Genomic DNA, 18571 nt, shown 5'->3' with positions numbered 1-18571 from the left:
GCCCATGGCCACCTCCACATCCAAGTTCGACCTGAACGCCTGGTTCGCCGATGTCGCGAGCCAGTTCCAGGGCCTCAATCCCAAGGAGCCCGGCCAGTGGCCGCTGCTGCCCAAGCTCGCAGCCTCGCTGGTCGTGATGCTGGCCGTTGCCATCGCCGGCTATGTCTTCGTGCTGTCCGACGTACAGGCGGGCCTGGAGGCAGAACGGGACCGCGAACCGCAGCTGCGCCAGGACTATCACAACAAGCTGGGCCAGGCCGTCAACCTGCCCGAGTTGCGCAAGCAGAAGAGCCAGGTCGAGGAATACGTGACCCAGCTTGAAAAGCAGTTGCCCGGCAAGGCGGAAATCGATTCCCTGCTGTCCGATATCAGCAGCGCGGGCGTCGGGCGCGGCCTGCAGTTTGAGCTGTTCCGGCCCGGCCAGGTGCTGATCAAGGACTATTACGCCGAGCTGCCGATCGCGGTCAAGGTGTCGGGCCGCTATCACGACATCGGCGCCTTTGCGGCCGACGTGTCGAATCTGTCGCGCATCGTCACCTTGCACAACCTCGTGGTCGTGGCACCCGCCGGCCCGCGCGACGCGAACGGTCCCCTCAGCATGGAAGCCACGGCACGCACCTATCGCTACCTGGATGCCACCGAAGTCGCCGAGCAGAAGAAGGCCGCGACCAAGACGGCGGGAGGCAAGAAATGAAGCGTCTGCTGATGCCCCTCGCCGTGCTGCTGCCGCTAGCTGGTTGTGGCGGCGACATGGATGAGCTGCGCCAATGGATGGAGCAGGAGCGCAAGGAAGCCAAGACCACCGTCACGCCGCTGCTGCCGCCCAAGAAATTCCTGCCCCAGCCGTATGAGTCAGCGGCCGGCGTGGATCCCTACAGCCCGCAGAAGCTCAGCGTCGCGATCAAGCAGGAAGCCGCCCAGCCGAATTCCCTGCTGACGGCCGAAATCAGCCGTCGCAAGGAGCCGCTGGAGGCCTATCCGCTGGACGGCATGGCCATGGTGGGCAGCCTGACGCGCGACAACCGTCGCTACGCGCTGTTGCGCGTCGACAACCTGTTGTATCAAGTCAAGGCCGGGGACTACCTCGGCCAGAACTTCGGCCGCATCACCAAGATCAGCGAGACCGAGATCACGTTGCGAGAAGTCGTCCAGGACGCTGCGGGCGAGTGGATCGAGCGCACCAGTACCCTCCAGCTACAGGAGAAGGGACGATGAACAAGACACCGCAGGAGAATAAGTCGATGGGCCGTGGCTGGTTGGTGGGATTCGCACTCACGTTGCTGGCCGCGCCGGCGGCTTGGGCACAGACGCAGATACGCTCGATCAATACCAGCCAGCAGGCGGGTGTGGAGGTCGTGCGGATCGAACTGAGCGAGCCCTTGCCGGCCCTGCCGACCGGCTTCACGATCCAGGCGCCGCCGCGCATCGCCATCGATCTACCGGGCGTCACGAACGGCGTCGGTCGCAACCAGATCGACATCAACCAGGGAAATCTGCGCTCGGCCAATGTGGCGCAGGCGGGCGAACGCTCCCGCATCGTGCTGAACCTGCGCCATGCATCGGGCTACACGGCCAAGCTGGAAGGCAGTGCACTGGTCATCGTGCTCGACCCGGCGCCTGCGCAGCCCTTGCCCCAGGCCCAAGCTCCCGGCGAACCGGTCCATTTCGCACAGAGCCTGAACGCCGCACCTCAGCCGCTGCGCGATATCGACTTCCGTCGCGGCGCGGACGATGCGGGCCGCGTCATCGTCAACCTGCCCAGCAACCAGGTCGGCGTCGACATCCAGCAGCAGGGCCATGGCCTGGTGGTCGAGTTCCTGCGTTCCAGCCTGCCGGAGAACCTGCGTCGCAAGATCGACGTGACCGATTTCGGCACCCCTGTGCAAACCATCACCACGAGCCAGGTCGGCGATCGGGTGCGCATGCTGGTCGAACCCAAGGGCAGCTGGGAACACAGCGCCTACCAGAGCGACAACCAGTTCGTCCTGGAAGTCAGGCCGCAGAAGGTCGATCCGAACAAGCTGACCCAGGGGCCCGGCTACGCGGGTGACAAGCTGTCGCTGAACTTCCAGAACATCGAAGTCCGGGCACTGCTGCAGGTCATTGCCGACTTCACCAACTTCAACGTCGTCACCAGCGATACCGTGACCGGCAGCGTCACGCTGCGCCTGAAGGACGTGCCCTGGGATCAAGCGCTGGACATCATCATGCAGGCCAAGGGCCTGGGCCTGAGGAAGTCCGGCAACGTGCTGTGGATCGCGCCCAAGGAAGAGCTCGCCACCAAGGAGAGGCTGGACCTTGAGGCCAAGGCCGCCATCGCTCAGCTCGAACCGCTGCGAACCCAGTCCTTCCAGCTCAACTATGTGAAGGCCGAGGACCTTGCCAGGGGCTTGACCGGTCAGGGCATCACGTCCTCCGGCAGTGGCGGTTCCAGCGGTGGCAGCAGCAGCAGTAGCAGCGGCAGCAACAGTGGTACCGGCACCCGCATTCTTTCGACGCGCGGCAGTGTCATCTTCGAGCCTCGTACCAACCAGCTCTTCGTCTCGGACGTGCCGAGCAAGCTCGAAGAGATCCAGGCCATGATTGCCAAGATCGACATCCCGGTGCGCCAGGTGCTGATCGAGGCGCGCATCGTCGAAGCCAACGACAAGTTCGGGCGCTCGTTGGGCGTCAAGCTCGGCGCGAACGACCTGCGCGGGCAGCAGGGAGGCATCCCGGGCTATAGCGTCGGTGGCGGCAACTACGTGACCGTTGGCGGCAACTACAACGGCATCGGCTCACAGACCAACCAAGGGGTCACGGCCAATTACAACAACACCCAGTTCGTCAACCTGCCGGCGAACGTGTCGTCCGACGCGTTCAGCGGCGGCACGGCAACCCAGGTCGCGCTGTCGCTGTTCAGTGCCACCGCCAACCGCTTCCTGAACCTTGAGCTGTCGGCGCTTGAATCCGACGGCAAGGGCAAGGTCGTGTCCAGCCCGCGCGTCATCACGGCCGACCAGGTCAAGGCCCTCATCGAGCAGGGCGAGGAGCTGCCCTATCAGGTGGCCACCGCGAGCGGCGCCACCTCCGTGCAGTTCCGCAAGGCCAACCTCAAGCTGGAGGTCACGCCGCAGATCACGCCTGAAGGCAGCGTCATCCTGAACGTGGACGTCAACAAGGACAGCCGCGGTACTTTGACGCCCCAGGGCTATGCGATCAATACCAAGCATGTTCAGACGCAGGTGCTGGTCGAGAACGGCGGTACGGTCGTCATCGGCGGCATCTACACCCAGGACGAGGGCGAGACCGTCAACAAGGTACCGCTGCTGGGCGATGTGCCTTTCCTGGGCAACCTGTTCAAGAACAAGACCCGCACGACCTCGAAGACCGAGCTGTTGATCTTCCTGACGCCCAAGGTGGTCAGTGAGCGGTCAACGGTGCGCTGAGGATTCACCGAATTGACGATGTGTCAGCTGCGCTGGCTACACACGGGAGTGAGCAGAGATGTTGAAGTTTGATGTTTGGAGCCGGACTGCGGTTCGCGCGTTGTTGGGTGGTGTGCTCGCTGCAGCGCTCACGGCCTGTGGCGGTGGTGGTGGAAGCGCCGGAACACCGGTCTTCGATCCCCCGGCATCCACCCCGTCGGGCGCGGCGAGCGCCGTGGCGGCCGACCTCGTCGTTGTGCTGAACAAGGCCACGTTGACGAACACGGGGTCCGACTCCATCACGGCGACGGTGACGTCCATCGACACCAACCGCGCCGCGGTCGGCAACGTGCCGGTTACCGTTTCAATCAACGCCAATGCAGTGGTGTCGACAAATAACGCGACAGCGACCAATGCCAGCGGTCAGCTGACGGCCACGATCACCCAGGGCTCCGACACTTCGGTTCGCCCCGTGACCCTGACCGTGACCTCGGGCACTATTACGCGGGCGGTGACCTTCAATGTCGTCCAGCAGTCTTCGACCAATAATCCTCAGGCCAATGACCTGACGTTGACGCTGAGCGCGAGCAATATCAACAACTCGGGCAGCGCAACGATCACGGCCACGGCTACGGCGGTGGACAGCAATAGAAACGCCTTGCTGGGCATTCCCGTGCAGTTGTCGGTGACAGACGCCAGCGCCTTCCTCATCGCACCCTCCAGCACTACAAATGCCAGTGGGCAGGTAACCGGTACGGTCAACATCGGGCAGGACCGCTCGAATCGCACCATCACAGTCGTTGCGACAAGCGGCAACTTGACGCGCACCGCTGCGTTCCAGGTCATTGGGGCAAACTTCTCGCAAGCCAGCCCGGTGCCGGCCGTTGCGACGGTGGGCGCCGCCGGTACCGTCCAATACACGCTGTCTGACGTGAACAGCAATCCGATGCCGGGCGTGACTATCAATGTCAGCGGCAACGGCGTGACGAGTGCCACGGGGACGACGGACTTGAATGGCGCCTATACGTTCACCTACACCACACCCAACGCCCCGGGAACCAATCTGACGATCAAGGCGGTAGCCGGCGGGCGCGAGTCGCTCGTGACGATTCCCGTCGCAGGCGGCAGCACGACGGTGCCAGTGGCTGGCTCCACGCCTGTCGCGACGGCACTGAACCTGTCTGCCGATGTCGTCACCGTCAACACGTCCTCCACCAACAACCAGGTGACTGTCAGTGCCATCTTCCGCGATGGCAGCAATGCGCCCATCTCCAATGTCCGCGTGCTGTTCGCGGCAGCGGGCGACAACGGGACCGGCAAGATTGGCTCTGGGGCAAACTCCGTTCTGTCAGATGCTTCGGGTACCGCTTCGACGACTTATGCCCCTGGCGCCGTCAGCAGCCCGACGAACGGCGTGACCATTCAAGCCTGCTGGAAGGTCAGCGACTTCGCGCCCGGCGCCACGGCTGGCAGTTGCGTCGCTGCGGGCGGCCAGTTGCTTACCACGACGCTGACCATCGTCTCGAATCCGGTGTCGATCTCGATCGGCACGGACAACTCGATCGGTGACGGTGGCGGTGGTCTGACGTATGTGAAAAAGTACGTCGTGCTCGTTGTAGATTCAGCTGGCAATCCCAAGGCCGACGTTCAGATCACCCCGTCGTTGGATCTGGGTAGCTATTCGAAGGGGTTCTGGGAATACAACGCCGGGAAGAAGCGCTGGGAGCTGACACCTCAAGGCGACTATGTGGCCGTCATTGGTACCGGGGGGTTTACCGTGGGCCAGCTCAACGCCATTTGTCCCAACGAGGATTTGAATCGGAACGGTGTCGTCGATGGCGGTGAGGACGTGAATGGCAACAAGCAGTTGGATCCACGCAAGTCCGATGTCGCGATCACGCTGGTGGGCGCCACCAGGACGGATGCAAACGGCGTCGCTGTGCTTCAGCTCGAGTATCCGAAGAGTCTAGGTACTTGGGTCGACTACAAGATCACGGTCACGGCTGCGGGTGTCCTCAGCCCACCTGCTTACTACCCGATTGGTGTGCCGGTGTCCCTGTCGTCCAAGTCTTACTCCGCGCTTGTGGCCGAGGGCGTCGCTCAAGGCAAGACCTACGCGGCAAGCGTAGTTGACTACCTGTACACCTACGCACGACTGCCGGTCGCTGCAGCAGACCTTTCCAGCGAATCGGCGCCGGCGTTCGTGGTCAGCCCTTATGGCACCAGCAACAGCTGCGCCAGCGCGAAGTGACGTGATCGCCCTTGTGGGCATGCCTGGCGGTGGCAAGTCCACCGTCGGCAAACAACTGGCACGCCAAATTGGCGTGCCTTTTGTCGATTCGGACCATGAAATCGAGCAGCGCATCGGCGGCAGCATCAAGCTGTTCTTCGAGCGCCATGGTGAGGACGCTTTTCGGGACCTTGAGACCGAGGTCATCGCCGAGCTGATCGCACGTCCCGGCGACCGCGTGCTGGCCACCGGCGGCGGCGCGGTGCTGAGAGAGCGCAATCGCGAACTGCTGCATGGCGGTGCGACGGTGCTCTACCTTCGCTCCACGCCCGAGGACCTGTTCCGGCGTCTGCGCCATGACACGACGCGGCCGCTGCTACAGGTGCGCGACCCGCTGGCCAAGCTGCGCGAACTCCACCACCAGCGCGACCCGCTCTACCGCCGCTGCGCGCACTATGTGCTGGAAAGCGCGCGACCTTCGGTGCATGCCCTCGTCAACATGGCGCTGATGCAGCTGGAGCTGGCGGGCCTACTGGACCCGACCCGCGTCGCGGCCACCGTGGGGGCCGAACCGCTTTGACGGCGCCTTGACGGGAGGCGGAGGGCCGCTTGCGAGGTGCCTCTTACACTTGGCCGCATGCCTGCCACCGATACCGTCCGCATTCAGCTCCCTGACGACCGCAACTACGAGATCCGCATCGGTTCAGGCCTGCTGGACGCGCCTGCCAGCTGGCAGCAACTGCCCAAGGCAGCGACGGCTGTCATTGTCAGCAACGAGACCGTGGCGCCGCTGTACGCCGCTCGCCTGCGTGAACGCCTGCTGGCGGTCTACGGTCGCGTCGATATGGTCGTATTGTCGGATGGCGAGCAACACAAGGATTGGGACAGCCTGAACCGCATCTGCGACCACCTGCTCGGCCAGGCCCTGGACCGCAAGACCGTGTTGTTCGCGCTGGGCGGCGGCGTTATCGGTGACATGACCGGTTTCGCGGCGGCCATCTACATGCGCGGCGTGCCCTTCGTACAGGTGCCTACCACATTGCTGGCTCAGGTCGACTCGTCGGTGGGCGGCAAGACGGCGATCAACCATCCGTTGGGCAAGAACATGCTCGGCGCCTTCTACCAGCCCGCGCGCGTCATCGCCGACCTGGACACCCTGGACAGCCTGCCGGACCGCGAATTGCGCGCTGGCCTGGCCGAGGTGATCAAGTACGGCCCGATCGCTGACGCCGGTTTCCTGTGCTGGATCGAGGACAACCTCGACGCGATGCTGGCGCGTGACAAGGCCGTGCTCGGCTATGCGGTGCGGCGCAGTTGCGAGATCAAGGCCGACGTGGTGGGCCAGGACGAGCGCGAGCAGGGCCTGCGCGCCATCCTGAACTTCGGCCACACCATCGGCCATGCCATCGAAGCGGGCCTCGGCTATGGTGCGTGGCTGCATGGCGAAGCCGTCGCCTGCGGCATGGTGCTGGCGGCCGACCTGTCGCAGCGCATGGGGCTGATGCCGGCCGGCTTCGTCGAGCGCCTGCGCAGCCTGATCGAGAGGGCAGGGCTGCCGGTGCAACCACCCAAGCTGGGCGCCGAACGCTATCTGTCGCTGATGCGCGTGGACAAGAAGGCCGAGGCGGGTGAGATCCGCTTCGTCCTCATCGAGGCGCTCGGCCGAGCCGGCCTGCACTCGGTGCCAGACGCACGCATCGTGGAAACACTGGCAGCGTACGGAGCGGCCTGAGATGTCGACGCCGCGTCCGGCCTACGCCGCTGACCCGGCGCGCAGCCGCGGCCGCCGCCTGCCCGAGCCAGCCGCACCCACGCGCAGCGAATTTCAGCGCGACCGCGACCGCATCATCCACAGCACGGCGTTTCGCCGCCTCGTCTACAAGACCCAGGTCTTCCTCAACCACGAGGGCGATCTGTTCCGGACGCGGCTGACACATTCTCTGGAAGTGGCCCAGCTCGGCCGGTCCATCGCACGCAGCCTGGGCCTGGACGAAGACCTGGTCGAGGCCGTGGCCCTGGCCCATGACCTCGGCCACACGCCGTTCGGCCATGCGGGCCAGGACGTGCTGGACGAGTGCATGCGCGCCCATGGCGGCTTCGAGCACAACCTGCAATCACTGCGTGTCGTCGATCAACTGGAGCAGCGCTATCCGGATTTCGACGGCCTCAACCTGTGCTTCGAGACGCGCGAGGGCATCCTCAAGCACTGCTCGCGACGGCATGCCGAACTCATCGAGGCCGTTGAACCTGACGGCATCGCGACCCGCTTCCTGCATGGCGGCCAGCCCAGCCTGGAGGCCCAGCTCTGCAATCTGGCCGACGAGGTGGCCTACAACGCGCACGACGTTGACGATGGCGTGCGCTCGGGCCTGATCGAGCTGGAGCAACTGCTGGATGTCGAGCTGGTGCGGGAGCATTGGCGGGCGTCGCTGGATGCGCATCCGGGCCTGGCCGGCAAGCGCCTGCTGTTCGAGACCATCCGCCGCATGCTGTCGGCTCAGGTCTACGACATCATCGACGCCACGCGTGCGGCGCTGGACGAAGCGGCACCCAGCGACGTCGATGCTGTGCGCCGGGCCGACAAGCCCTTGCTGCGCTTCAGCCCGGAGATGCGCATCAAGAGCACGGCGCTCAAGCGCTTCCTCTTCGCCAACCTCTACCGCCACCCGCAGGTGCAATCCACGCGCAGCCGCGCCGAGCAGGTGCTGCGCGACCTCTTTGCGGCCTATTCGTCCGATGCGACGCAGATGCCGGCGGACTTCGCCGAGCGCGCCGATCGTGAACGAGCCTGTGCTGACTACATTGCCGGCATGACCGACCGGTTCGCCATTCGCGAGCATCAGCGGTTGACGGGCAAGACGCTTTTCTGACGTCACTCCACAAAATGGGGTCGGAGTCGATTATTCTGGCTGCTCCTGCCGAGGCCGTTGTGCCGACAAGGATGCATTCATGGCCCGTCTACCTCGATTGATCCTGCCGGGTCAGCCTCACCACGTCATCCTGCGCGGCAACAACCGCCAGGCCATCTTCTTCAGCGATCACGACCGCCAGCAGATGCTGGTCACATTGACCGAGGTCGCGGCTCAGTATGGGGTGGCCGTCCATGCCTACGTGCTGATGGACAACCACCTTCACCTGCTGCTGACGCCGCCCGCTGCGGACGCTCTCAGTCGCATGATGCAAGCGCTCGGCCGCCGCTACGTGGCCTGGTTCAACACCCGTCATCAGCGCAGCGGCACGCTCTGGGAAGGTCGGTTCAGGGCAGGCTTGGTCGAGGGCGAACGGCATCTGCTGGCCTGCATCCGCTACATCGAATTGAATCCGGTGCGTGCAGGGCTGTGCCAGGACGCGGCGCAATGGCCCTGGTCCAGCGCCGCTCACCACCTCGGCCTGAACCGCAGCGCGCTGGTCACGGAGCATGAACTGTATTGGTCACTGGGCAACACACCCTTCGAGCGCGAGCATGCCTATCGCGAGTTGATGGACCAGGGTGTCACCCTGCAGGAGCAAGCGCAGTTCACTGAGGCCGTGTTGCGGGGGCGGCCAGTGGGCGGCGCAACATTCCTGAAGGCGCTGGGCGACACCCACCCGAAAGTCGCACTCAAACGGCCGCGCGGACGGCCGCGCAAAACGCCACTGGCATCGTCGGAAACCAAGCCAACCGGAGTGGCGTGACTATGGCCCCATTTATTTAACTTCACCACGTCGATGGGTAATTAATTGACTCTGACCCTAATTTAATCAAGTTGCCGCAAATGCTGCACTGCATTACGCTCCCGCCCTGTTGTGTTCCAGGAGGGCGCTATGAGCCACGCCGCGCAGATTCAAGCCGAGATCCAAGACCTAGCCGAGCACGGGCTCTACCGGCCGGGCAATGAGAAAGACGCCTGCGGCCTCGGGTTCGTGGCACACATCAAAGGCCACAAGGCGCACCACATCGTCCAGCAGGGCCTGAAGATCCTCGAGAACCTGGACCACCGCGGTGCAGTGGGTGCCGACAAGCTGATGGGCGACGGTGCCGGCATCCTGATCCAGATCCCGGACGAGTACTACCGCGCCGAGATGGCCAAGCAGGGCATCAACCTGCCGCCGCCCGGCGAGTACGGCGTCGGCATGATCTTCCTGCCCAAGGAAGCTGCCTCCCGCCTGGCCTGCGAACAGGAATTGGCCCGTGCCATCAAGGCCGAAGGCCAGGTGCTGATCGGCTGGCGCGACGTGCCGGTGGACCGTGACATGCCCATGTCGCCCACGGTGCGCGAGAAGGAGCCGGTGATCCGCCAGATCTTCATCGGCCGTGGCACTGACATCATCGTCCCCGACGCGCTGGAGCGGAAGCTCTACGTCATCCGCAAGACGGCCTCCAGCGCCATCCAGGCCTTGAAGCTCACGCACAGCCGCGAGTACTACGTGCCCAGCATGAGCTGCCGCACGGTCATCTACAAGGGTCTGCTGCTGGCCGACCAGGTCGGCAAGTACTACCTGGACCTGGCCGACCCGCGCGTCGTCTCGGCCATCGCGCTAGTGCACCAGCGCTTCTCGACCAACACCTTCCCCGAGTGGCCGCTGGCCCACCCCTACCGCATGGTCTGCCACAACGGCGAGATCAACACGGTCAAGGGCAACTTCAACTGGATGCGCGCCCGCGAAGGCGTCATGAAGTCGCCGGTGCTGGGCGACGACCTGAAGAAGCTCTACCCCATCAGCTTCGAGCACCAGTCCGACACGGCCACCTTTGACAACGCCATCGAGCTGCTGACGATGAGCGGCTACCCGCTCGCCCACGCGGCCATGATGATGATCCCGGAAGCCTGGGAGCAGCACGAAGGCATGGACGAGCGCCGCCGTGCCTTCTACGAATACCACGCCGCCATGATGGAGCCGTGGGACGGCCCTGCCGCTATGGCCTTCACCGACGGCCGCCAGGTCTGTGCCGCGCTGGACAGAAACGGTCTGCGGCCTGCTCGTTATTGCATCACCGACGACGACCTCGTCGTCATGGCCTCCGAGTCCGGCGTGCTGCCCATCCCCGAGGCCAAGATCGTCAAGAAGTGGCGCCTGCAGCCCGGCAAGATGTTCCTCATCGACCTGGAGCAGGGCCGCATCGTCGACGACGAGGAACTGAAGAACCAGTTCGCCAACGCACGCCCGTACCGCCAGTGGATCGAGAACGTTCGCGTCAAGCTGGACGACATCGCCGTGCCCGACACGGCCCGCCCCGGCTTCACGACGACGTTGCTGGACCGCCAGCAGGCCTTCGGCACCACGCAGGAAGACATCAAGTTCCTGCTCGCTCCCATGGCCGCCAATGGCGAGGAGGGCATCGGCTCCATGGGCAACGACTCGCCGCTCGCGGTGCTGTCGGGCAAGAACAAGCCGCTCTACAACTACTTCAAGCAGCTCTTTGCCCAGGTCACGAACCCGCCGATCGACCCGATCCGCGAGAACATCGTGATGTCGCTGAACAGCTTCATCGGCCCGAAGCCGAACCTGCTGGACATCAACGCCATCAACCCGCCGATGCGCCTGGAAGTCAGCCAGCCCATCCTCGACTTCGACGACATGGCGCGCCTGCGCGGCATCGAGAAACCCACCAACGGCAAGTTCAAGCCCAGTGAGCTGGACATCACTTACCCGCGTGACTGGGGCCGCGCCGGCGTGGAAGCGCAGCTCGCCTCGCTGTGCGCCTCGGCGGTTGACGCCATCAAGACCGGTCACAACATCCTCATCATCACGGACCGCCATCTGAGCCAGGACCGCATCGCGATTCCAGCGCTGCTGGCCCTGTCCGCCGTCCACCACCACCTGGTGCGTGAAGGCCTGCGCACGACGGCCGGCCTGGTTGTCGAGACCGGCACCGCCCGCGAGGTGCACCACTTCGCCGTGCTGGCCGGGTATGGCGCCGAAGCCGTCCACCCCTACCTCGCGCTGGAAACGCTCGAGGCCATGAAGGACGAGCTGCCGCCCAAGCTGACCGCCGAACAGGCCCGCTACAACTACATCAAGGCCGTGGGCAAGGGTCTGTCCAAGATCATGTCCAAGATGGGCATCTCGACCTATATGTCCTACTGCGGCGCGCAGATCTTCGAGGCCATCGGCCTGAAGCCTGACTTCGTCGAGAAGTACTTCCGCGGCACCGCCACGCAGGTCGGCGGCATCGGCGTGTTCGAGGTGGCCGAAGAGGCCATCCGCATGCACGAGGCGGCCTTCAGCGACGACCCACTGCTGGACAGCATGCTGGAGACCGGTGGCGAGTACGCCTGGCGCACCCGCGGCGAGGAGCATATGTGGACGCCCGACGCCATCGCCAAGCTGCAGCACGCGGCGCGCTCGGGCAAGTTCGAAACCTACAAGGACTACGCCCAGCTCATCAACGATCAGAGCAAGCGCCACATGACGCTGCGCGGCCTGTTCGAGTTCAAGTTCGACCCGACCAAGGCCGTGCCGCTGGAAGAGGTCGAGTCGGCTGCCGACATCGTCAAGCGCTTCGCCACCGGTGCCATGTCGCTGGGCTCCATCTCCACCGAGGCCCACGCCACGCTGGCCGTGGCGATGAACCGCATCGGCGGCAAGAGCAACACGGGTGAGGGCGGCGAAGACCCGGCCCGCTACCGCAATGAGCTCAAGGGCATCAAGATCACCGCTGGTACCAAGATCAGCGACGTGATCGACGGCAAGGTCATCGCCGTCGACTACGAGCTGAAGGAAAACGACAGCCTGCGCTCCAAGATCAAGCAGGTGGCCTCGGGCCGCTTCGGCGTGACGACCGAGTACCTGGTCAGCGCCGACCAGATCCAGATCAAGATGGCCCAGGGCGCCAAGCCCGGCGAGGGCGGCCAGCTGCCCGGCGGCAAGGTGTCCGAGTACATCGGCATGCTGCGCCACTCGGTGCCGGGCGTGGGCCTCATCAGCCCGCCGCCCCACCACGACATCTATTCCATCGAGGACCTGGCCCAGCTCATCCACGACCTGAAGAACGTCAACCCCAAGGCGGACGTGTCGGTCAAGCTGGTGTCCGAAGTCGGCGTGGGCACGGTGGCCACCGGCGTGGCCAAGTGCAAGGCCGACCACATCGTCATCGCCGGCCATGACGGCGGCACGGGCGCCTCGCCGTGGAGTTCCATCAAGCACTGCGGCACGCCCTGGGAGCTGGGCCTGGCCGAAGCGCAGCAGACCCTGGTGCTGAACCGCCTGCGTGGCCGCGTGCGCGTGCAGGCTGACGGCCAGATGAAGACCGGCCGCGACGTCGTCATCGGCGCGCTGCTGGGCGCCGACGAGTTCGGCTTCGCCACCGCACCGCTGGTGGCCGAGGGCTGCATCATGATGCGCAAGTGCCACCTGAACACCTGCCCTGTAGGTGTGGCCACGCAGGACCCGGTGCTGCGCAAGAAGTTCACCGGCCGCCCCGAGCACGTCGTCAACTACTTCTTCTTCGTTGCCGAGGAAGCGCGCCAGATCATGGCCCAGCTGGGCGTGCGCAAGTTCGACGAACTGATTGGTCGCAGTGATTGGCTGGACACCAAGAAGGCCGTCTCGCACTGGAAGGCCAAGGGCCTGGATTTCGCCCGCATCTTCCACCGTCCCAATGTGCCCGCTGACGTGGCCCGCATCCACAACGATGTGCAGGACCATGGCCTGGAGCGCGCACTGGACGTCAAGCTGATCGAGAAGTGCCTGCCCGCCTTCGAGAAGGGCGAGAAGGTGCAGTTCATGCAGGAGGTCAGCAACGTGCGCCGCTCGGTGGGTGCACGCCTGTCCGGCGAGCTGATCCGCCGCAAGCCCGAGGGCCTGCCCGACCACACCATCTTCATCCAGATGGAAGGCACCGGCGGCCAGAGCTTCGGCGCCTTCCTGGCGCATGGCATCACCTTCTACCTGATCGGTGACGCCAACGACTACACCGGCAAGGGCATGTCGGGCGGCCGCATCGTCGTGCGCCCCAGCATCGACTTCCGCGGCGACGCGACCAAGAACATCATCGTCGGCAACACCGCGCTGTATGGCGCGACGCGCGGCGAGGCCTTCTTCCGTGGCGTCGCCGGCGAGCGCTTCGCGGTGCGCCTGTCGGGCGCCACGGCCGTCGTCGAGGGCACGGGCGACCATGGCTGCGAGTACATGACCGGCGGCACCGTCGCCGTGCTCGGCAAGACCGGCCGCAACTTCGCCGCCGGCATGAGCGGCGGCATCGCCTACGTGTTTGATGAGGACGGCCACTTCGCCAAGCGCTGCAACACCAGCATGGTGTCGCTGGAGAAGCTCGCTACGGCGCAGGAGCAGGAAGCCAGCGTCGACAAGGCCATCTGGCACCGCACCAAGGGTGTCGACGGCGTGGACCGCGAGGCCCAGACCGACGAGGCCATCCTGAAGAAGCTGCTGGAAGACCACCACCGCTGGACCGGCAGCCAGCGCGCCCGCGACATCCTCGACCACTGGGCCGAGTCGCGCGGCAAGTTCATCAAGGTGTTCCCGAACGAATACCGCCGCGCGCTGGGCGAGATCAACGCCGCCAAGGAAGCCGCACAAACCATCGCTCAGGCCAAGGCGCCTGAAGCCGTCACCGCCAAGGCCTGAGGAGAGGGAGCATGGGAAAAGTCACCGGCTTCATGGAATACGAGCGTCTGGAAGAGGGCTACGAGCCCGCGCCCGCCCGCGTCAAGAACTACAAGGAATTCGTCATCGGCCTGAACGTCGAGCAGGCGAAGCAGCAGGGCGCGCGCTGCATGGACTGCGGCACGCCGTTCTGCAACAGCGGATGCCCGGTCAACAACGTCATCCCGGACTTCAACGACCTGGTCTACAAGGGCCGGCCGGAGGACTGGAAGAACGCCATCGTCGTGCTGCACAGCACCAACAACTTCCCCGAGTTCACCGGCCGCATCTGCCCCGCGCCCTGCGAGGCGGCCTGCACGCTGAACGTCAATGACGACGCGGTCGGCATCAAGTCCATCGAGCACGCCATCATTGACCGCGCCTGGGCCGAGGGCTGGGTCACGGCCCAGCCGGCCAAGGTGCGGACCGGCAAGAAGGTGGCCGTCGTCGGCGCCGGCCCGGCCGGTCTCGCGGCGGCGCAGCAACTGGCCCGCGTCGGCCATAGCGTCACCGTCTTCGAGAAGAACGACCGAGTCGGCGGCCTGCTGCGCTACGGCATCCCGGACTTCAAGATGGAGAAGTCCCACATCGACCGCCGGGTCGAGCAGATGAAGGCCGAGGGCGTCGAGTTCCGCACCGGCGTGATGGTCGCCGCCCTGCCCGAAGGCAGCAAGGTCACCAACTGGGCCAAGGAAACGATCAGCGCCGGCGAGCTGAAGAGCCAGTTCGACGCCATCGTGCTGACCGGCGGCGCCGAGCAGTCGCGCGACCTGCCCGTGCCGGGCCGGGAGCTGTCCGGCGTGCACTTCGCGATGGAATTCCTGCCGCAGCAGAACAAGATCAACGCCGGCGACAAGCTGAAGAACCAGTTGCGCGCCGACGGCAAGCACGTCATCGTCATCGGTGGCGGCGACACCGGCAGCGATTGCGTCGGAACGAGCAACCGCCACGGCGCCAAGAGCGTCACGCAGTTCGAGCTGTTGCCCCAGCCGCCCGAAGTGGAAGACCGCCCGCTGACCTGGCCCTACTGGCCGATCAAGCTGCGCACCTCGTCCAGCCATGAAGAAGGTTGCGAGCGCGAGTTCGCCATCGCCACCAAGGAATTCATCGGTGAGAAGGGCAAGCTGACTGGCGTCAAGACCGTGCGCCTGCAATGGCAGGGCGGCAAGATGACCGAGGTCGAAGGCAGCGAGCAGATCCTCAAGGCCGACATGGCCTTCCTGGCGATGGGCTTCGTGTCGCCGGTCGCCACCATCCTGGAGGCCTTCGGCGTCGACAAGGATGCGCGTGGCAACGGCAAGGCCTCGACCGAAGGTGCCAGCGCCTACAAGACCAATGTCGACAAGGTCTTCGCCGCCGGCGACATGCGCCGCGGCCAGAGCCTGGTGGTATGGGCCATCCGCGAAGGCCGCCAGGCCGCGCGTGCGGTGGATGAATACCTGATGGGTTCGACGACGCTGCCGCGCTGAGCACGCCGCCTCGCCTCCTGCAACGCGACCTCCGGGTCGCGTTTTTCATGGCGCCGTAGCAATTACTTACGGGGGCATGCCGTTCGTCGCGGCGGCATGGACGCCCGTCGAGAAGCAGTGTCGAGGTGCGCAGTTTTGCACGACATTCACGCCGGCGCTGCCGCAGAATGCCCCGAAACGACCACTTGATGGTCCTTCTACCCGGCGCTCATCGCCTCGTCGCCGCTCCACAGGAACTGCCCATGTCCCAATTCGCGTCTCCTCAGGTTCAACGTGGCTTCACGCTGATCGAGCTCATGATCGCGGTGGCCATTGTGGGCATCCTGGCAGCGGTGGCAGTCCCGCAATACAAGGACTACGTGCGCCGCGGCTCCCTGTCCGAAAGCTTCTCGCAGCTGGCGGACTACCGGGTCAAGATGGAACAGTACTACCAGGACAACCGCAACTACGGGACCACGACCTGCGTCGACGCCGCGGCCGCCCCGAGCTGGAAGACTTTCGTTCCCACCGGCGCCAAGAACTTCACCTATGCCTGCAGCCTGACCAGCTCCGGGCAGGGCTACACCCTCACGGCCACCGGCAAGACGGGCACGGTGTCGCTGGGGCATGTGTACACCATCAACGAAGCCAACGTGCAGGCCACGACCACCTTCAAGGGCGCGGCGATGACCGGCAAGAACTGCTGGCTCGCCAAGGGCAGCGAGTGCTGAGGTGAACATGAAGCGGCCGGCCCTGAGGGGCGTTACCTTGATCGAGCTGGTGGTTGTGGTCGCCTTGATGGCGTTGCTGCTCATGGCCGTGATGCCCAGCGCCAGCGCCTGGATACGCAACACCCAGATCCGCAACGTGGCCACGTCCCTGCAGGCTGGCCTGCAGCGCGCCCGCGCCGAGGCGATGCGGCGCAACACCAATGTGCGCTTCTCGCTCGTCACCCTGAGCAACTCGGCGGTGATGGACAACAGCTGCGCGGTTAAAGAGGACGGCATGTCGTGGGTGGTCAGCCTTGACGACCCGGCAGGCAAGTGCGCGACCGCGGTCAGCGACACGACAGCCCCCCGCATCCTGGACAAGCATGCCACCGGCAGCGGCAGCCAATCGGTCGTGGTGCAGGGGGACGATGCCGCCGGCGGTGACGCTGCGTTCGTCGTGTTCAACGGCTTCGGCCGCCCCGTAGACCTTACCCCTGTGGCCACGCTGACCACGCTGAACATCGACAACAGCGTCCCTGGCGATGACTTCCGCGCGCTGCGCATCGTCGTGGGGACCGGCGGCGCCATCCGCATGTGCGAGCCCAAGGTCACCGCCAGCAGTGATCCGCGCAAATGCTGACCCGCTGCACCATGGAGTCCAAGGCATGAAAGCAAGCTCGAACCTGAAGGCTGGCCGCGGCCAGCACACCGGCTTTGCGATGCTTGAAGCCCTGGTCGCGCTGCTGATCTGCGCGATGGGCGTGCTGGGCGTCGTCGGGCTGCAAGGGGCCATGACGCGCGCACAGACGTCCGCCACCTTCCGGGCCGAGGCGGCCTTCCTCGCCCAGCAGTTGCTCGGCGAGATGTGGACCGACCGCACCGGCCTCAACGCCTACGCCACGGCCAGTTGCGGGGCGGCCTGTCAGGACTGGCAGGCCCGCGTGGCGGCCCGACTCCCCAACGGCGAGTCCACGGTGACCGTGGCGGCCACGGGGGCGGTGTCCATCGAGATCCGCTGGACGGCGGCTGGTGAGTCGACCAATCGATTCACGATGGCCTCGTCCATCAACTGAGGGCCGCTGTCGTGATGGTCTTGAATTCCAAACTGCCCCCCTGCCGGACGGCCGTGCGCGGCGCGACGCTCATCGAGCTGATGATCGGGCTGCTGCTGGGCCTGGTCGTCGTGCTGGTCACCGCCCAGGTGCTGTCCTTCGCCGAAGGGCAGAAGCGCGTGACGACCGGTGGTGCCGATGCCCAGGTCAATGGCGCCCTGGGGCTGTACACGCTGCAGCGCGAAATCCAGATGGCCGGCTACGGCCTCATCGATGATCTGCCCGCGCTCGGCTGCCCGGTCGTTGCCAACCATACGAGTACGGGCGCCTTCAACTGGACGCTCACGCCGGTGGTGATCGCCGCAGGGGCCAATGGCGCTCCGGACAGCGTCACGGTCATGTCGTCCAGCCGTGCCTATGCCGTGCCGGCGATCGTGAGCGTCAATCACCCGATCACCGCGGGTCGATTCACCCTTCGGTCGGCGGTGGGGATCTCGGTGAGCGACATCGTGATCGCCGTGCCCGCCAGCAACTCCGCCACCAACTGGTGCGGCGCCTACCAGGTGACAGAGATCGCCAACAGCAACCAGGTCGTGCATGGCGCGTCGCCCTGGAACAGCGGCGCGCAGGTGGCGCCGGCTGCGGGCTATCTTGCGGGCGATCGGCTGATCAACGCGGGTCAACTGGTGCTGCGCACCTTCGCGGTGGATGCCAACTACAACCTGCAACAGCAGACCCTGGACCTGGCCACGGGCGGGATGCAGTCGCAGGAGCTGTTCCCGCAGATCGTCTACCTGCGCGCCCTGTATGGCAAGGACACCAACGCCGACCGCGTCGTGGACACCTACGACAACGTGACGCCCACCACCAACGCCGGCTGGCGGCAGGTGCTGGCCGTGCGGCTCGCACTCGTCGCTCGCAGCGGCAGCTACCAGAAGGACGAAGTGACCGTGGCCGCGCCGAAGTGGGATGTAGGCAAGGCAACCACCGTCACCGGTGCCACCACGTGCGGCAGCAGCAATTGCCTGGACCTGGTGGTCAGCGGCGTGCCGGACTGGAAGCACTACCGCTACTCGGTGTTCGAGGTGACGGCACCCCTGCGCAACGTGATCTGGGGACAAAATTAAATGACGGACTG

The 18571-nt window shown here is 65.2% G+C and carries 14 protein-coding genes; all 14 read left to right on the top strand.

Annotated features, from left to right (window positions below; genetic code table 11):
• Positions 1–4 precede the first annotated feature (4 nt).
• A complete protein-coding gene (locus ACXJKM_RS02570; protein ID WP_056203289.1) occupies positions 5–694 on the top strand; it encodes a type IV pilus inner membrane component PilO in 690 nt (229 codons plus the stop codon).
• A complete protein-coding gene (locus tag ACXJKM_RS02565) occupies positions 691–1215 on the top strand; it encodes a pilus assembly protein PilP (protein ID WP_457325321.1) in 525 nt (174 codons plus the stop codon). Before ACXJKM_RS02570 ends, ACXJKM_RS02565 begins: the two co-directional genes overlap by 4 nt.
• Positions 1212–3428, top strand: a complete 2217-nt coding sequence (gene pilQ, locus ACXJKM_RS02560) for a type IV pilus secretin PilQ (protein ID WP_457350041.1) — start codon at positions 1212–1214, stop codon at positions 3426–3428. Before ACXJKM_RS02565 ends, pilQ begins: the two co-directional genes overlap by 4 nt.
• Positions 3429–3486: 58 nt before the next feature.
• Positions 3487–5658, top strand: a complete 2172-nt coding sequence (locus tag ACXJKM_RS02555; RefSeq protein ID WP_157282031.1) for a beta strand repeat-containing protein — start codon at positions 3487–3489, stop codon at positions 5656–5658.
• Positions 5624–6217 (top strand): shikimate kinase, encoded by a 594-nt coding sequence (locus ACXJKM_RS02550; RefSeq protein ID WP_056203298.1) that lies wholly within the window; start codon positions 5624–5626, stop codon positions 6215–6217. The genes ACXJKM_RS02555 and ACXJKM_RS02550 overlap by 35 nt, the downstream gene beginning before the upstream one ends.
• Before the next feature lie 57 nt (positions 6218–6274).
• Positions 6275–7369 (top strand): 3-dehydroquinate synthase, encoded by a 1095-nt coding sequence (gene aroB / locus ACXJKM_RS02545; protein WP_056203301.1) that lies wholly within the window; start codon positions 6275–6277, stop codon positions 7367–7369.
• Position 7370: 1 nt separating this feature from the next.
• A complete protein-coding gene (locus ACXJKM_RS02540) occupies positions 7371–8507 on the top strand; it encodes a deoxyguanosinetriphosphate triphosphohydrolase (RefSeq protein WP_457350039.1) in 1137 nt (378 codons plus the stop codon).
• A gap of 79 nt (positions 8508–8586) precedes the next feature.
• Positions 8587–9312, top strand: coding sequence for an REP-associated tyrosine transposase (locus ACXJKM_RS02535; protein WP_056203306.1), 726 nt, complete (start codon positions 8587–8589; stop codon positions 9310–9312).
• A gap of 129 nt (positions 9313–9441) precedes the next feature.
• Complete coding sequence (locus tag ACXJKM_RS02530; RefSeq protein ID WP_056203634.1) at positions 9442–14205, top strand: glutamate synthase-related protein; 4764 nt, start codon at positions 9442–9444, stop codon at positions 14203–14205.
• A gap of 11 nt (positions 14206–14216) precedes the next feature.
• On the top strand, positions 14217–15692 hold the full coding sequence (locus tag ACXJKM_RS02525; RefSeq protein WP_056203317.1) for a glutamate synthase subunit beta: 1476 nt from the start codon (positions 14217–14219) through the stop codon (positions 15690–15692).
• A 242-nt stretch (positions 15693–15934) separates the two neighbouring features.
• The gene (locus tag ACXJKM_RS02520) at positions 15935–16402 is read left to right on the top strand and encodes a type IV pilin protein (protein ID WP_457350036.1); all 468 of its coding nucleotides are present in this window, start codon (positions 15935–15937) and stop codon (positions 16400–16402) included.
• Between the two features lie 7 nt (positions 16403–16409).
• Complete coding sequence (locus ACXJKM_RS02515) at positions 16410–17021, top strand: GspH/FimT family pseudopilin (RefSeq protein ID WP_157282067.1); 612 nt, start codon at positions 16410–16412, stop codon at positions 17019–17021.
• Positions 17022–17046: 25 nt separating this feature from the next.
• Positions 17047–17454 carry a type IV pilus modification protein PilV gene (gene pilV, locus ACXJKM_RS02510; RefSeq protein WP_056203324.1) on the top strand — a complete coding sequence of 136 codons (408 nt, stop codon included), beginning with the start codon at positions 17047–17049 and terminating at the stop codon, positions 17452–17454.
• Between the two features lie 20 nt (positions 17455–17474).
• On the top strand, positions 17475–18560 hold the full coding sequence (locus ACXJKM_RS02505; RefSeq protein WP_457350033.1) for a PilW family protein: 1086 nt from the start codon (positions 17475–17477) through the stop codon (positions 18558–18560).
• Positions 18561–18571: the final 11 nt, after the last annotated feature.

Source organism: Roseateles sp. P5_D6 (assembly GCF_054049415.1).
Note: the sequence above shows the minus strand (reverse complement) of the source record. Positions and strands in the feature narration are given on the sequence as shown.

Coding starts and splice junctions, on each gene's coding strand:
- ACXJKM_RS02570 (WP_056203289.1), top strand. CDS start 5: ATGGCCACCTCCACATCCAAGTTCGACCTGAACGCCTGGTTCGCCGAT.
- ACXJKM_RS02565 (WP_457325321.1), top strand. CDS start 691: ATGAAGCGTCTGCTGATGCCCCTCGCCGTGCTGCTGCCGCTAGCTGGT.
- pilQ (WP_457350041.1), top strand. CDS start 1,212: ATGAACAAGACACCGCAGGAGAATAAGTCGATGGGCCGTGGCTGGTTG.
- ACXJKM_RS02555 (WP_157282031.1), top strand. CDS start 3,487: ATGTTGAAGTTTGATGTTTGGAGCCGGACTGCGGTTCGCGCGTTGTTG.
- ACXJKM_RS02550 (WP_056203298.1), top strand. CDS start 5,624: ATGGCACCAGCAACAGCTGCGCCAGCGCGAAGTGACGTGATCGCCCTT.
- aroB (WP_056203301.1), top strand. CDS start 6,275: ATGCCTGCCACCGATACCGTCCGCATTCAGCTCCCTGACGACCGCAAC.
- ACXJKM_RS02540 (WP_457350039.1), top strand. CDS start 7,371: ATGTCGACGCCGCGTCCGGCCTACGCCGCTGACCCGGCGCGCAGCCGC.
- ACXJKM_RS02535 (WP_056203306.1), top strand. CDS start 8,587: ATGGCCCGTCTACCTCGATTGATCCTGCCGGGTCAGCCTCACCACGTC.
- ACXJKM_RS02530 (WP_056203634.1), top strand. CDS start 9,442: ATGAGCCACGCCGCGCAGATTCAAGCCGAGATCCAAGACCTAGCCGAG.
- ACXJKM_RS02525 (WP_056203317.1), top strand. CDS start 14,217: ATGGGAAAAGTCACCGGCTTCATGGAATACGAGCGTCTGGAAGAGGGC.
- ACXJKM_RS02520 (WP_457350036.1), top strand. CDS start 15,935: ATGTCCCAATTCGCGTCTCCTCAGGTTCAACGTGGCTTCACGCTGATC.
- ACXJKM_RS02515 (WP_157282067.1), top strand. CDS start 16,410: ATGAAGCGGCCGGCCCTGAGGGGCGTTACCTTGATCGAGCTGGTGGTT.
- pilV (WP_056203324.1), top strand. CDS start 17,047: ATGAAAGCAAGCTCGAACCTGAAGGCTGGCCGCGGCCAGCACACCGGC.